We start from the raw sequence: 14,451 nt of genomic DNA, 5'->3' as shown, positions 1-14,451 counted from the left end.
AAGAATCGATGAAAAGTATACTGATCACCAGCGCAAATATAGTCAATGAAGGCCGGATAAGTCTTGGAGATATTCTGGTTAAAGAAGGAAGAATCGCAAAAATAGGCTCAGACTTAAGTTCAGAGACTGCCGACATCACCATTGATGCCACGGGAAAATACCTACTACCAGGACTTATTGATGATCAGGTTCACTTCAGAGAGCCAGGACTGACACACAAAGCTGAAATCTACACGGAGGCCAAAGCTGGTGTTGCCGGTGGCACTACTACTTTCATGGAAATGCCTAATACCGTTCCTCAGGCGACTACCATTGATCTTTTAGAACAAAAATATTCCAGAGCTTCTGAAGTTTCTTTGGCTAATTATTCCTTCTTCTTTGGTGCAACCAATGACAATCTGGAGGAAATTCTCAAAGTGGATTCTAAAAATGTCTGTGGAGTAAAAGTTTTTCAAGGTTCATCCACTGGAAATATGCTTGTTGACAATCCAGTTGTTCTGGAAAAGATTTTCGAGGAGTGCAAAATGCTGATTGCGATTCATAGCGAGAATGATAATATCATCAAGGCTAATTTGAATTCCTTCAAAGAAATCTACGGGGATGACATCCCTGTAAAATTCCATCCGAAGATCAGATCAGAGGAAGCTTGCTATGATGCCTCAAGCAGAGCAGTAGCCATGGCCAAGAAGTATGGGACTAAACTTCACATCCTTCATATCAGCACAGCCAAGGAGCTAGAACTATTTGACAACTCAATACCGCTAAAAGACAAAAGAATTACAGCTGAAGCGTGTATCCACCACATGTGGTTCTCAGAAGAAGATTATGAGGAAAAAGGTAATCTGATCAAATGGAATCCTGCGGTTAAAACTGCTCATGACAGAGATGAGATTTTCAAAGCAGTATTGGATGGCAGAATTGATGTCATTGCGACAGATCATGCCCCACATACACTGGAGGAAAAATCTCAGGTATATACCAAAGCTCCATCTGGAGGACCATTAAATCAACACAGCTTGGTAGCAATGCTGGACTTCTATCACAAGGGAAAAATCAGTCTGGAAATGATCGTTCAGAAAATGTGTCATAACGTGGCCATTCTATTTGAAATCGAAGAAAGAGGATATATCCGAGAAGGTTATTTTGCCGATTTGGTCTTGGTAGATTTGAATTCTCCTTGGACAGTAGAAAAAAACAATATTCTGTCAAAATGCGGTTGGTCGCCATTTGAAGGTCATACATTCCAGTCAAAAGTTACTCATACGATCGTTTCTGGACATTTAGCGTACGAAGACGGAAAATTCAGTGAAGAGAAAAAAGGAGAAAGAATAAGTTTTTTAAGAAATTATTAAGCCTGACCTTGCACTGGAACACCTTAATAATTACTTTTGCAGACCGTTTGGGAGATCAATCTTTCAAATGATAAATGGTGATTGTAGCTCAGCTGGTTAGAGCGCTGGTTTGTGGCACCAGAGGTCGCCGGTTCGAACCCGGTCTTTCACCCCAAAAACCCCTCATAACGAGGGGTTTTCTTGTTTATAGAGGCTCTAACTGGCACAGCATTTGTCCAGCAAAGCTCAAACTAAACCAATTTGCGATGTTTACTTTGTTCCAATCTAATCCGAAATTCCCGGTAGTGAAGCGCATCAATGTAAAGATGACTAGAAACTACATTTCAAAATTTGAGGAATCGCTAAAAAATTTCGATGAATTCCAAAAAGAATGGACTCATTCCTGATTATTTTAAAAAAAACAAAAGGTTATGGAAACATAACCTTAATTTTTTTCCATAATATTTTTCTTATGGATGCAAAGCTCTATTTTTAAATCCATTCAATGATTTATTTATGAGTTACATCCATTTTGATAAAACCCAGCTGATTAATTTGAATTATTCACTGGATCGGGAAATAATCCGAACCAATAGGTCTGGCACTTATACCAGCACTACTATTATTGGGTGTAACACTAGAAAGTACCATGGCCTTCTCGTGGTACCTCAGCCGCAAATCGACACCCAAAGCCATGTCATGTTATCTACTGTGCATGAAACGGTAATTCAGCATGGAGCGAGTTTTAATTTGGGAATCAGCAAATTCCCAGGAAATTATTCTCCAAGAGGACACAAATATTTGGAGGATTTTGACTCAGAACCGATTCCAAAACTCACTTATCGAGTCGGAGGCGTTTTATTGCAAAAAGAGCTGATCCTTGATACAAACAGAGATCGTGTCATGATCCGATATACATTATTGGAAGCACACTCTCCTACCAAAATCCGTATATCCCCTTTCTTGGCATTTCGACCTTACCATAACTTGATGAAAGCAAATACTTTTATCAATAAGAAGTATACGAAAGCTCCAAACGGGGTCAAATTTCAGCTTTATGAAAACTACGATCCACTTTATATACAGCTTTCCAAGAAAGGAGAATTTGTACCGGCACCAGACTGGTATTACAACGTAGAATACATTCAAGAGCGCGAAAGAGGTTATGACTACCAGGAAGATTTATATGTTCCTGGCTATTTCGAATTTGACATCAAAAAAGGAGAATCTGTCATTCTTTCAGCTGGACTTACTGAAGCTGACCCTAAAACCAGAGAAGCAGCATTTGAAAAAGAAATCGCCAGAAGAATCCCTAGAAACAACTTTGAAAACTGCCTTAAAAACTCTGCAGGCCAATTCATCAGAAAAAGAGATGGAGAAACCAGAGTGATTGCTGGATATCCTTGGTTTGGCTGGTGGGGAAGAGACACTTTCGTGGCAGCCCCTGGATTGACACTTCCATCCGGAGATTTCGATACATTTTTAGACATCATGGAAACGATGTCAAAAGACCTTCATGGGCCATTATTCCCGAATGTAGGAAGTGGTGTCATTACCAATATGAACTCTATAGATGCTCCACTTTGGTACTTCTGGTCTTTACAACAATATGTGATCTATACCCAGGACATTAAAACCATCAAAAAGAATTTCCTCAATAAAATGCAGGGAATTATTGATGGATATATCCAAGGGACTGATTTCAATATCAAAGTTCAGGAGAATGGACTGGTTTATGGTGGCGAGGAAGGCAAAGCTTTGACTTGGATGGATGCAGTGACACCAGAAGGGCCAGTTACCCCTAGAACCGGTTGTCCAGTAGAAATACAAGCCCTCTGGTACAATGCGCTATGTTTTTATGCGGAATTGACAGGAGATGAAAAAATAAAGGCTCTTTCAGAAAAAACGAAAGAGTCATTTTTAGAAGAATTTTGGTCAGAAGAGTTTGGATACTTAGCCGATGTGGTCAATGGTACTGAAAAAGACTGGGCAGTACGACCTAACATGGTTTTCGCTACTTCTTTGCCTTATACGATGCTCAATGAAAACCAAAAAGATCAGGTTTTGGAGATCGTAAAATCTAAACTTTTAACAACGAGAGGCTTGAGATCTTTATCTCCTGATGATTACGCCTACAAAGGATATTATTTCGGAGATCAAATAAGCAGAGATCAAGCGTACCACAATGGAACTGTTTGGACTTGGCCATTAGGACATTTTGTAGAAGGATATATTAAACTCCATGGTAAATCATCTTTAAATTTTATTAATAAAATAATTAAAGGGTTTGATGGGGTAATGACACAATATGGTGTTGGAACAGTCGCGGAATTGTATGATGGCGACCCACCACATAGGCCAAAAGGAGCCATTTCCCAGGCTTGGAGCGTTGCAGAATTATTACGAATGATGGATTTGGTCAAGAAGATATAATTAGCTTTTTATGAGGGTATTAATGTTTGGGTGGGAATTTCCACCACATATTTCTGGAGGACTTGGAACAGCTTGTTATGGTTTGGTCAAAGGACTGACCCACCACAATCAAGATATCATTTTTGTAGTCCCAAAACTTTGGGGAGATGAAGAGCCGATGGCAGATTTTGTCAACGCAAGTGATGTTTCAATTGACTACAGGGAAAAGAAATTTAAATCAATCTGGAAAAATCTCACTTATCTGGAAGTAAGCAGCTTTTTGGTTCCTTACTTAGGACCGGAAGAGTACAAGAAATTCACAGATTATGCCATCCACGACAGAACAGATGTAGACGAAAGTATTTTCTCCACTAAATATGAATTTAGTGGAAAGTATGGAAAAAACCTGATGGAGGAAGTTTCGAGATACGCATTGACAGGAGCTCAAATAGCCAGAGATCGAAGTGATTTCGAAATCATTCACGCTCATGACTGGCTTTCATTTCCTGCAGGTATCGCGGCAAAAGAGATCAGTGGGAAACCCCTAGTCGCACACGTCCATGCCACAGAATTTGACCGATCAGGAGAAACGGTCAATCAGGTAGTTTATGACATCGAACGAGCTGGTATGCATGCCGCAGATCATGTCGTGGCCGTTAGCCAATTGACCAGAAACACCATTATCAAAAAATATGGCGTCCCAGCAAACAAAGTATCCGTTTTGCATAATGCGGTTTTGGACGCAAGTATTATTCAATCAAATTTCCAGAAAAAAGTACCTGAAAAGATCGTCACATTTTTAGGTAGAATCACCTTCCAAAAAGGTCCAGAATACTTTGTTGAAGCAGCAAAGAAAGTGATTGACAGAGATCCAAATGTCCGCTTTGTCATGGCAGGATCAGGCGATTTATTAAACAGAATGATAGACCGGGTAGCAGAATTAAGAATCGCTACCAAGTTTAATTTCACCGGTTTCCTAAAAGGAAAAGATGTGGATCATATGTATGCGATCTCAGATGTATATGTGATGCCTTCCGTTTCCGAACCATTCGGAATTTCTCCTTTGGAGGCTGTAAGACATAACACTCCAGTAATTATTTCCAAGCAATCAGGTGTTGCTGAAGTATTGACCAACGCGATCAAAATCGACTTCTGGGACATTGATGCAATGGCAGATGCGATTTTTGCACTTTTACACTATAACGGCATTTCCCGAATGTTTAAAGAACTGGGAAGTGAGGAGTTAAAGAAATTGAAGTGGGAACATGTAGCGGCTAAGCTTGTCACAGTATATGAAAAAACTTTATCCCAAAAATCATGAGAACTATTTGCTTTTATTTTCAGGTTCATCAGCCTTTCCGCCTAAAACCCTATCGGTTCTTTGATATTGGAGAAGACCATCATTATTGGGATGATTTCAGCAATAGAAGCATTATGCGAAAAGTTGCACAAAAGTGCTATTTACCCATGAATGCATTGTTGCTTGACCTAATCCATAAATACAATGGGGGATTTAAAGTCAGCTTTTCTATTTCTGGCACCTTCATGGACCAGATGCAAGCTTATGCACCGGATGTTTTAGAAAGCTTCCAAAAGCTAGTTGCTACAGGTCATGTTGAGCTTTTGAATGAGACATTTTCCCATTCCTTGGCATCTTTGAAAAGCAAGGATGAATTCAAAAATCTGGTTTATCAGCACCAATCAAAAATCAAGGAACTTTTCAACGGATATACTCCAAAAGTATTCCGGAATACTGAGTTGATTTATTCTGATCAAATAGGTGCGATGGTGGCAGAACTTGGATATGATGGCATGCTCACTGAAGGAGCAAAGCATATTTTGGGCTGGAAAAGCCCTAACTATGTGTACGTCAATAGCATTGAGCCGAAACTGAAAGTCCTGTTGAAAAACTTTAGGCTAAGTGATGACATCGCATTTAGATTTGGCAATAAAGCCTGGGATGACTTCCCATTGACTACAGACAAGTTTGTCAACTGGATCAATGCCATTCCTAAGGAAGAAGAAACTCTCAATCTCTTCATGGATTATGAAACATTTGGAGAGCATCAATGGGCTGAAACTGGGATTTTTGAATTTATGAGAAGTCTTCCAGATGCAGTGTTTAGCAAAACTGACTTCGGTTTTTCCACTCCATCAGAAGTGATATCAAAAATACCACCTGTAGGAAAAATCCACGTACCGATTCCGATTTCATGGGCTGATGAAGAACGAGATCTTACCGCTTGGTTAGGAAATGATCTTCAGGATGAAGCCTTCGACAGATTATATGATTTAGAAAAACTGGTCAATACGATTGATGACGATGAAATAAAAAGAGATTGGAAATATTTACAAACCTCCGATCATTTCTATTACATGTGTACCAAGTTCTTTTCAGATGGTGATATTCATTCTTATTTCAGTCCTTACGATTCACCTTACGATGCTTTCATCAACTATATGAATGTGCTCAGTGATTTCATGATCAGACTAAAAGAAAAATCAAGTCTGGTTTCAGTTTAAAAATCAAAAAGAAAGAAAGAAGGCAAGCCTATAATTAAAAAGCCCCCAAAAAGTCAAATACTTATTGGGGGCTTTTTAGTGCTTTCAATTTAATATTAAGTCTCTCCTAATAACTCTCTTTTTCATTAGGGAAGTCACGGTTTTTGACATCTTTAATATAGTTACCAAATGCCTCTAGCATGATAGATTGTAGATCTGCATACTGTCTAAGAAATCTAGGCTTGAATTCTTGCGTGATCCCAAGCAAATCATGAACTACCAATACTTGTCCGTCGACATCTCCACCAGCACCAATACCAATGACAGGAATAGATACTGTTTCTGCTACTTTTTTAGCGAGTTTGGCTGGAATTTTCTCAAGCACAATCGCAAAACAGCCACATTCCTCCAGAATTTTAGCATCTTCTAACAGTTTCTGTGCTTCCGATTCTTCTTTTGCTCTGACGCTATATGTCCCGAATTTATAAATAGACTGAGGCGTCAAACCTAAATGTCCCATCACAGGAACTCCAGCACTTAAAATTCTCACTACAGACTCTTTAATTTCTGCTCCACCTTCCACTTTGATGGCATGAGCACCAGATTCTTTCATGATTCGAATAGCCGAGCGCAGCGCTTCTGTGCTATTTCCTTGGTAGGACCCAAATGGAATATCCACCACTACAAAGGCTCTATTTACTGCTCTGACAACAGAAGATGCATGATAGATCATCTGATCTAGCGTTATTGGCAAAGTTGTTTCATGACCTGCCATTACATTTGATGCGGAATCACCGACCAAAATGATATCTATCCCTGCGTCATCGACGATTTTTGCCATCGAAAAATCATAGGCGGTGAGCATGGAGATTTTTTCCCCACGATTTTTCATTTCCTGAAGGATGTGCGTGGTGATCCTTTTAACTGATGCTGAAGAATGAACGGACATGATTTATCTTAAATGAACAGAATATTCACTTCCTGAGAAATCTACCTGAATGTGTTCATTCAAAGTAGTAGAGAGTTCATATCCGGTATAATCGGGTTTTAAAGGAAACTGACCATGACTTCTGTTGACTAGCACAGCGATTTCCATTTTATATAATTCTTTATCAAGAAATGGCTTCATGGCATATGCCAAGGTTTTGCCTGTATTCAGAACATCGTCGACCAAAATCAAGGTTTTTCCTGAAAGCTCTATTTCTTCAGAAAGCTCTATTTCCTCTGAATGTAGTTTGGTCTTATCCAGAATAATCTCAATTTCCTCTATTTGAAGTGGGGAAATAGATTTCAGCTCCTGAACCAATAGATCAGCCAAGACTTTTCCCATTCCTGTGATTCCTGCTATAACCACTCCGGCAGAATTAAGATTTCTTTCATAAATCTCAAACGCCATTCGGGTGATTTTTTTCTTGATCTGTTTATGATTGAGTACTTCGCTCATGTGTCTTTATTGAAAAATGAAAATTAGGCCAATTCTATAAGGTTTCAAAATCATTTACTTTAACGATATGAATCCTCCTCGTTCAGGATATTCACATAACTCTGGTATCTGTAAGGATGGATATATCCTTCTTCTACCTTTTCTCTTACGATACATCCCGGCTCATTGATGTGTTGACAATTGTTATACTTGCATTCGCCTAGATATTTTCGCATTTCCGGAAAGTAATGGGAAAGCTCATGGTCTTCCACATCCAAAATCCCAAACTCCTTAATCCCAGGAGTATCTATCAAATCTCCGCCTCCCTCAAATGGAAAAAGCTCTGCAAAAGTGGTTGTATGAACCCCTTTGGCACTAAAATTTGAAATTTCTTTTGTGCTTTGGGAAGCATTAGGAACAAGCCTGTTTAACAAAGTTGATTTGCCTACGCCGGAATGTCCTGCGATCAAAGTAGATTTATTTTTAAGTAAGGGCTTAAACTTTTCAAGTAGATCCTTATCATTCAACGCAGAGACCTCCACGACTTGATATCCTAATGGTTCATAAATCTCATGAATATCTAGCAACCAGTCTTCCGCATCTTCACCTTCCATCAGATCAACTTTGTTAACCACCAAAATCGCAGGGAGTCTAAAGCTCTCTGTGCTCACCAAAAATCTATCAATGAATCCCAGAGATGTTCTTGGGTTTTTCATGGTAATGACTAAAATTGCCTGATCCAGATTACTGGCGATAATGTGAGAAAAGTGCTGCTTTCTGGTAGATTTTCGAATCACATAATTTTCCCTAGGGTGGATATCCGTGATTACTGCTGTCTCTTGGTTTTCTTCCTTATCCAATGTCACCCAATCGCCCACAGCGATGGGATTAGTCAACTTCAGATCTTGCTGCTTGAATTTCCCTTTTAACCTGGCCGATAAAAATTCCGACTCAGTTTTCACGACATACCAGCTGCCAGTTGATTTGATTACTCTACCTTCCATCTAATGGATAATTTAATAAAACCTCAGAGACAATTTTGTCTGCCGCACCTAAATTTGCCTCCATCCAAGATTTTGCTCTGGACCTGGCATTACCGTAAAATTCTTCCTCTTGCAGTTTAGCAAATTCATTTTTTAAACTTTCAAAATCCGAAATGGAAAATCCACAACCTTGAGCAATGCTTTGAGCAGCTTCAGGAAATTTTGAATGGTTTTTTAGAGCTCCAAAAATGACTGGAATTTCAAACCCAATGGGTTCCAAAATATTGTGAAGCCCTTTTCCAAAAGCCCCACCCACATAGGCAATTCTGGCATATTGATACAAGGAAGAAAGCATCCCTATGTTATCAATAAATAAAACATTTACCCCTTCCAGACTTTCTTTTTGGGAATATCGAGTTGATTTGAATTGTATGGATCTTGCCCAGAATTCCATGGGTTCAGGCTTAAGATCATGCGGTGCCACAATCCATAAATATTTCTCTTTCTGATTGATCAGCGGAATCAACAACTTCATATCTTCCTCCCAAACTGATCCCAAAACCATCACTTTTTTCCCTTCTACCCATGATTCGATTTCCAAAAAATGCTTAGGATTCTTTGCTGTTTCATTCACTCGATCAAACCTGGTATCTCCTGCTAAATAAGCTTCAGGATAATTGATCGATTTCAGTAGCCGAATACTTTCTTCATTTTGGGTGAAAATCAGATCCATTTTTTTCAAAACACTTCTGAAAAATCCATCAGATTTAAAGTAGTTCTGATCCTCTCGAAAAGATGCTGAAAATAAAACCGTAGGCACTTTCCTGCTTTTCAATGCAAGAATATGATGGTTCCAAAGATCATATTTCACAAAAAATGCGATGGTCGGATTTAGCAGTGTCACAAAATCAAAAGCCCAGGATTTTCTATCCAAAGGGATGTAAGAAATGAAATCAACATTTTCCTGTGGTTTACGGATTGCGATATCATAACCTGATGGACTAAAGAAACTTACAACCACTAATAAATCCGGTTTTTCTTTCTTAAGTTTCGAGATGACCGGTTTTGCCTGTTCGTATTCGCCTAGAGATGCCACATGAAACCAAGCTAATTTCCCCGGGTATTTTGACCGAAAATCAGCAAGTTTCTTTAAAAGACCCTTTCTCCCTTTCAAAAAATGGTTAACCTTTGCACTGAACAGCCCAATAATGGGCAAGACTAATGTGGCAATTGCGATCGCTATTCTGTACAGCAAATTCATTTGCCAAAAGTAGCCAAACCGCATGACTTATGGGCCATCAGTTAATTGAGGTTTGAATTAATCCAATAAAAATTGTACGGATTTTTAAATTGAGTCAAAAAATCAAAAACCATTCGTGCATTTCATCTTAAAATTAAGTACTTTCAAAAGCTTCTGTTTTTTGAAAAATCCGATCTGAGTATTTAGTATGATTAAAGTTTTATTTGTTTGTCTGGGAAACATTTGCCGATCTCCATTGGCGGAAGCTATTTTTGATGCAAAAGTCCAGGAATCAAACTTGTTATCGTCTTTTAAATCTGACAGTGCCGGCACTTCCGATTACCACATCGGAGAGCTTCCGGATGAGCGTACCATTCTGGTAGGGAAAAAGCATAATCTTCAAATCAATCACCGAGGCAGACAAGTAAACAGAACAGATTTCAGAGATTTTCATTACATCATCGCGATGGATGAAAACAATGTAAAAAACCTCAATTCAATGAAAGTCCGATATGGTTTTCCGGAAAAGGAAATCCATCTGATGAGGGATTTTGTCCCCGGCTCTGAGGGCCTTCCAGTTCCTGACCCATACTACGGAGGAGAGGAAGGTTTTGAAGAAATATATGAGATCCTTGATGAGGCACTTGATAATTTCCTAGCGAAAGTAAAAGAGACCCATCAGCTCTATGTATGATCTGCATGATATCTACGAAAAAGTTCTCTTCCAAAGCCTGGGTCCTCAGGCAACATTAAAATCTGCTTCTTTGGTTGCTGCAGGCAATCATAACCAGGGAATTCGCATCGAAAGTTCAGCGGGAGATTTCTTTCTGAAATTAAATTTTGACCATGAAAAAGACATCCTCAAAAAGGAATCCCATGGTCTGGAAGTTTTACGAAAACACACATTTTTACAAATTCCTGAAATTTTCGGTTGTGGTCGCGTCGGTGATTATAACTTTTTACTTTCTGAATTTATCCCTTCGGGCAGATATCAATTGGATTATTGGGAAACTCTAGGATTTGGCTTAGCAGATTTACACCTCACCAGCAGCAAAAATTTCGGATTAGACCAGGATAATTTCATCGCATCATTGGAGCAAAGAAACTATCCTACAGAAAATTGGGTGGATTTTTATATCGAACAAAGATTAGAACCTTTATTAGGTAAAGCCTATTTTGACCGCCTAATCCCGCTTGATTTTCTAAAAAAATTTCAAGCAATCTATAAAGTAATTGAATCCATAATCCCTCTTGAGAAACCCTCATTATTACATGGTGATTTATGGTCTGGCAATGTTCTTTGCAATGCAAGCGGCCAACCGGCGTTGATAGACCCAGCGATTTACTTTGGGCATCGAGAAATGGACCTGGCATTCAGCCGACTTTTTGGCGGTTTTGACTCTCGCTTTTATCAATCCTATGAGTCCATCTTGCCTTTGGAACCAGATTTTGAAAGCCGGATGGGAATCTATAACCTCTACCCTCTTTTGGTTCACTTGAATCTTTTTGGCACAGCCTATCTTCCTGGAATCGAGCGAATCATCCATCGCTATATCCGATAATATGAGCCTTGTCATCCGGGATGCAATGGAAATGGATATTCCAGAAATCCTAAAAATCAATAATCATGAAATCCTTAATTCCACGGTTAATTATGACTACGAACCGAAATCGTTGGAATTTCAAATGGATTGGTTTCATCAAAAAACTAAAGCTGGCTTTCCTATTCTGGTAGCTGAGAAAGATGGAAAAGTAATAGGGTTTGCTACTTATGGATCATTCCGACCTAAGCCTTCTTATCAATTCACAATCGAGCATTCAGTTTATCTTCACCCAAATAATAGAGGTATTGGAGTTGGAAAGTTATTGATGGAGAAGCTGATCTTGATTGCAAAAAATCAAGGCTATCATCTTATGGTAGGAGGCATCGACGCAAACAATCTCCAAAGCCTGGAATTTCATAAAAAATTAGGTTTCCTTGAAGTTGGAAGGTTTAAGGAAGTTGGAAGAAAATTCGATCAATGGCTTGATTTAATTTTCGTCCAACTCCCACTTGAGTGAAATCTTATTACACCAAACCTACTTTTTCACCGGTTTTGACTGCTTTATAAATAGCATCAATTATAACTAGGTCACGCAAGCCTTCCTCTCCATCCACAGGAACCAATGGCTTTTTCCCATCTAGGATTATAGCAGCCATTTCATCCATTTGCGTAGTTTGATGGGTGACATGAGGATTTGTCAGAGGCCCCTTATTTGTTCTTCCCTCAATCGGACCGTAGCCAGTCGAAGGCTGCATTTCGGCAAAACCTTTGGTTCCATTCAAGAAAAATTTATCGAGATTATTCATGCTATAAGTCGATAGACAGGAAGCAACTGCTCCTCCAGGAAATCCAAACTGGAACTGAATGGTCTCATCAACTCCCTCTTTAAATTTTACAGGATCATTTTTGGTTTCTTGAGCTGTAACCCAAATCGGCTCCTCCCCAATCATATATCTAGCTCCATTGATGGAATAGATTCCTATATCCATCATGGCACCTCCTCCGGAAAGCTCATAATTCAAACGCCATTGCGTAGGGTCACCAATGACAAATCCACTCAAGCCTTGAAAAAACAAAACCTTTCCAAAGTCCCCATTCATTCGCATCTTGATCACTTCCTGTGTTTTTGCCTCAAAATGCATTCGATAGCCCACTAGCAGTTTTACTCTCGCTGCATGACATGCATCCACCATCTCTTTACCTTCTTTGGCATTGACTGCCATAGGTTTTTCACAGATTACATGTTTACCTGCATTTGCCACGCCGATCGCATGTTCTTTGTGCAAACCATTTGGAGTAATTACATACACTGCATCAATGTCCGGATTATCTTTTATTTGGTGGTAAGTTTCGTAGTTATAGCAGTTTTTAGCTGGAATCCCGTACTCTTTTTGCCAAGCTTCAATCTTGGATGGAGTGCCACTGATAACACCGACCAATTTGGCTCTTTTACAGTCTTTCATGGCATTTGCTACTCTGGTTCCGTAACTGCCTAAGCCCATAATTGCGACTCTTAATGGTTTATCTTCGGCTACATTCATGATGTTTTCTTCGTTTAGAGCCCATAAAGGATTCAATGGAGTAAGGTTCAAAGCAAGTGCTGAAAGTCCTGCTTTTTGGAGAAAAATTCTTCTGTTTTTCATAGGTTGGTTATTGAGAGTTTTTGGTTTCTGAAAATACAGAAAATCCTTCAAAAGGCGAATTTCCTTTCCTGCTCACTTTTTTCTCCTGACGATTTGAACAGTGTTTCTGGTGCTTTGCTCCAAAAAAACCTCGAATCCATCCAGGTACCTATCCATTTCTACCTGCTGAGGATGTAGAATGGTCAACAACTCCAATCCTTCATTGTATCGGATTTCAAAAAATGGCTTTAATCTTTCCAAAAGCTTCTCAAGTTTGAAAGTTTGAAAATCCATCACCAGAGAAATACTGATTGCTGAAATCTGAAGCATGTTAACTCGAAGCTTCAATGACTTCAGTTCTTCATAAACTTTGTGAATATGACCTTCCTCAATAAATGTGAAATCTGTCACTTTAAAACTGAGCAAAAGCTGATTTTCTTTGATAATGAAAGCAGGTGTTGACTTCTGGCTTTCCTGGGAATATATTTTTGTCCCTTGCGATTCAGGATTCAAAAATGATTTGACAAACAGAGGTATTTTTGCATTGGCTAATGGCTTGATGGTTTTTGGATGAATGACCGATGCTCCGTAATAAGTCATTTCAGCAGCTTCTTTGTAACCAAGCTCATCAAACAAAACGGTGTTCTCAAATTTCTTAGGATCGGCATTTAACACACCTGGTACATCCTTCCAGATTGTAACAGAAACTGCATCCAAGGATGTGGCTAATATCGCAGCCGTAAAATCAGATCCTTCTCTTCCCAACGTGGTGGGCTTGCCTTGATCATCTGCACCAATGAATCCTTGGGTAACAACTGGAAAAGATTCTAATACCGGTTTCAGTTGATTTTGGCATTGGATTCTGGTTTTCTCCCAATTAATTTTTGCAAAGCGAAAATCACTGTTGGTTTTAATAAAGTCTCTGGCATCTTTCCAAAGGGCAATCATTCCGAGTTCGCATAAATACTCCATCACGATCAATGAAGATATCAACTCACCATACCCGATGATGGAATCATAAAATTCATCATAGTTATCTTTCGTCAGTGGGTTCTCCAATTTCTTTCCCAAAGCCAAAAAATAATTATCCAAAACAGGAAAAATCCGATGCTCTTTTGGAAATAAGTCTTGACAAATCTTCACATGAAACTCTTTTAAAATTGTACTATTCTTGGAAAAATCTTTTCCTGAAAATTTGAGATCTAAAATAGTTTCCAAAGCATTTGTCGTCTTTCCCATGGCTGAAACCACAATAATCATATTTTTTCGCAATCGATTACGCAGTATTTCAGCTAAATTTTTTACTGCTTGAGAATCTTTTACAGATGCTCCACCAAATTTGTAAACAATCATTTTTGCCATAAGAATTTATTCCTAATTTCAGGGTATCTAAA

Annotated in this window: 13 protein-coding genes and 1 tRNA gene; 8 read left to right on the top strand and 6 right to left on the bottom strand. The window is 38.9% G+C overall.

Annotated features, from left to right (window positions below; translation table 11 throughout):
* Positions 1–8 precede the first annotated feature (8 nt).
* The 5 genes from FHS59_RS14000 (at position 9) to FHS59_RS13980 (ending at position 6,266) form a co-directional block, all read left to right on the top strand.
* On the top strand, positions 9–1,352 hold the full coding sequence (locus FHS59_RS14000) for a dihydroorotase (RefSeq protein WP_184495935.1): 1,344 nt from the start codon (positions 9–11) through the stop codon (positions 1,350–1,352).
* A 77-nt stretch (positions 1,353–1,429) separates the two neighbouring features.
* Positions 1,430–1,506, top strand: a tRNA-His gene (locus tag FHS59_RS13995).
* 341 nt (positions 1,507–1,847) lie between these two features.
* Positions 1,848–3,764 carry an amylo-alpha-1,6-glucosidase gene (locus FHS59_RS13990; protein WP_184495933.1) on the top strand — a complete coding sequence of 639 codons (1,917 nt, stop codon included), beginning with the start codon at positions 1,848–1,850 and terminating at the stop codon, positions 3,762–3,764.
* A 10-nt stretch (positions 3,765–3,774) separates the two neighbouring features.
* Positions 3,775–5,064 (top strand): glycosyltransferase family 4 protein, encoded by a 1,290-nt coding sequence (locus FHS59_RS13985; RefSeq protein WP_184495932.1) that lies wholly within the window; start codon positions 3,775–3,777, stop codon positions 5,062–5,064.
* Positions 5,061–6,266: a glycoside hydrolase family 57 protein gene (locus FHS59_RS13980; protein ID WP_184495930.1), complete on the top strand. Its 1,206-nt coding sequence runs from the start codon at positions 5,061–5,063 to the stop codon at positions 6,264–6,266. The genes FHS59_RS13985 and FHS59_RS13980 overlap by 4 nt, the downstream gene beginning before the upstream one ends.
* A gap of 106 nt (positions 6,267–6,372) precedes the next feature.
* Here FHS59_RS13980 and panB read toward each other — a convergent pair whose 3' ends face one another.
* Genes panB through FHS59_RS13960 form a run of 4 tightly spaced genes read right to left on the bottom strand, consistent with a single transcriptional unit; the run spans position 6,373 to position 9,912 of the window.
* Complete coding sequence (gene panB / locus FHS59_RS13975; protein ID WP_184495929.1) at positions 6,373–7,194, bottom strand: 3-methyl-2-oxobutanoate hydroxymethyltransferase; 822 nt, start codon at positions 7,192–7,194, stop codon at positions 6,373–6,375.
* A 3-nt stretch (positions 7,195–7,197) separates the two neighbouring features.
* The gene (locus tag FHS59_RS13970; RefSeq protein ID WP_184495927.1) at positions 7,198–7,689 is read right to left on the bottom strand and encodes a phosphoribosyltransferase family protein; all 492 of its coding nucleotides are present in this window, start codon (positions 7,687–7,689) and stop codon (positions 7,198–7,200) included.
* 59 nt (positions 7,690–7,748) lie between these two features.
* Positions 7,749–8,672 carry a ribosome small subunit-dependent GTPase A gene (rsgA, locus tag FHS59_RS13965; RefSeq protein ID WP_184495925.1) on the bottom strand — a complete coding sequence of 308 codons (924 nt, stop codon included), beginning with the start codon at positions 8,670–8,672 and terminating at the stop codon, positions 7,749–7,751.
* The gene (locus FHS59_RS13960; RefSeq protein WP_184495923.1) at positions 8,662–9,912 is read right to left on the bottom strand and encodes a 3-deoxy-D-manno-octulosonic acid transferase; all 1,251 of its coding nucleotides are present in this window, start codon (positions 9,910–9,912) and stop codon (positions 8,662–8,664) included. The genes rsgA and FHS59_RS13960 overlap by 11 nt, the downstream gene beginning before the upstream one ends.
* 187 nt (positions 9,913–10,099) lie before the next feature.
* On the opposite strand from FHS59_RS13960, the gene FHS59_RS13955 reads away from it, so the two are divergent.
* From FHS59_RS13955 to FHS59_RS13945, 3 genes are read left to right on the top strand one after another with little or no spacing between them, the layout of a single operon-like run.
* Positions 10,100–10,585: a low molecular weight protein-tyrosine-phosphatase gene (locus FHS59_RS13955; RefSeq protein ID WP_184495921.1), complete on the top strand. Its 486-nt coding sequence runs from the start codon at positions 10,100–10,102 to the stop codon at positions 10,583–10,585.
* Positions 10,578–11,453: a fructosamine kinase family protein gene (locus FHS59_RS13950; RefSeq protein ID WP_184495919.1), complete on the top strand. Its 876-nt coding sequence runs from the start codon at positions 10,578–10,580 to the stop codon at positions 11,451–11,453. Before FHS59_RS13955 ends, FHS59_RS13950 begins: the two co-directional genes overlap by 8 nt.
* 1 nt (position 11,454) lies before the next feature.
* Positions 11,455–11,952 (top strand): GNAT family N-acetyltransferase, encoded by a 498-nt coding sequence (locus FHS59_RS13945; RefSeq protein ID WP_184495918.1) that lies wholly within the window; start codon positions 11,455–11,457, stop codon positions 11,950–11,952.
* Between the two features lie 7 nt (positions 11,953–11,959).
* Here the strand turns inward: FHS59_RS13945 and FHS59_RS13940 are convergent, their stop codons facing one another.
* Positions 11,960–13,078, bottom strand: a complete 1,119-nt coding sequence (locus FHS59_RS13940; protein WP_184495916.1) for a Gfo/Idh/MocA family protein — start codon at positions 13,076–13,078, stop codon at positions 11,960–11,962.
* Positions 13,079–13,150: 72 nt separating this feature from the next.
* Positions 13,151–14,419 (bottom strand): aspartate kinase, encoded by a 1,269-nt coding sequence (locus FHS59_RS13935; RefSeq protein WP_184495914.1) that lies wholly within the window; start codon positions 14,417–14,419, stop codon positions 13,151–13,153.
* Between the last annotated feature and the right edge of the window lie 32 nt (positions 14,420–14,451).

This window comes from Algoriphagus iocasae, from assembly GCF_014206875.1.
In the GTDB taxonomy this organism is placed as follows: Bacteria; Bacteroidota; Bacteroidia; order Cytophagales; family Cyclobacteriaceae; genus Algoriphagus; species Algoriphagus iocasae.
The sequence above is the reverse complement of the archived record's forward strand: the minus strand, read 5'-3'. Positions and strand labels throughout refer to the sequence as shown.

Coding starts and splice junctions, on each gene's coding strand:
- FHS59_RS14000 (WP_184495935.1), top strand. CDS start 9: ATGAAAAGTATACTGATCACCAGCGCAAATATAGTCAATGAAGGCCGG.
- FHS59_RS13990 (WP_184495933.1), top strand. CDS start 1,848: ATGAGTTACATCCATTTTGATAAAACCCAGCTGATTAATTTGAATTAT.
- FHS59_RS13985 (WP_184495932.1), top strand. CDS start 3,775: ATGAGGGTATTAATGTTTGGGTGGGAATTTCCACCACATATTTCTGGA.
- FHS59_RS13980 (WP_184495930.1), top strand. CDS start 5,061: ATGAGAACTATTTGCTTTTATTTTCAGGTTCATCAGCCTTTCCGCCTA.
- panB (WP_184495929.1), bottom strand. CDS start 7,194: ATGTCCGTTCATTCTTCAGCATCAGTTAAAAGGATCACCACGCACATC.
- FHS59_RS13970 (WP_184495927.1), bottom strand. CDS start 7,689: ATGAGCGAAGTACTCAATCATAAACAGATCAAGAAAAAAATCACCCGA.
- rsgA (WP_184495925.1), bottom strand. CDS start 8,672: ATGGAAGGTAGAGTAATCAAATCAACTGGCAGCTGGTATGTCGTGAAA.
- FHS59_RS13960 (WP_184495923.1), bottom strand. CDS start 9,912: ATGAATTTGCTGTACAGAATAGCGATCGCAATTGCCACATTAGTCTTG.
- FHS59_RS13955 (WP_184495921.1), top strand. CDS start 10,100: ATGATTAAAGTTTTATTTGTTTGTCTGGGAAACATTTGCCGATCTCCA.
- FHS59_RS13950 (WP_184495919.1), top strand. CDS start 10,578: ATGTATGATCTGCATGATATCTACGAAAAAGTTCTCTTCCAAAGCCTG.
- FHS59_RS13945 (WP_184495918.1), top strand. CDS start 11,455: ATGAGCCTTGTCATCCGGGATGCAATGGAAATGGATATTCCAGAAATC.
- FHS59_RS13940 (WP_184495916.1), bottom strand. CDS start 13,078: ATGAAAAACAGAAGAATTTTTCTCCAAAAAGCAGGACTTTCAGCACTT.
- FHS59_RS13935 (WP_184495914.1), bottom strand. CDS start 14,419: ATGGCAAAAATGATTGTTTACAAATTTGGTGGAGCATCTGTAAAAGAT.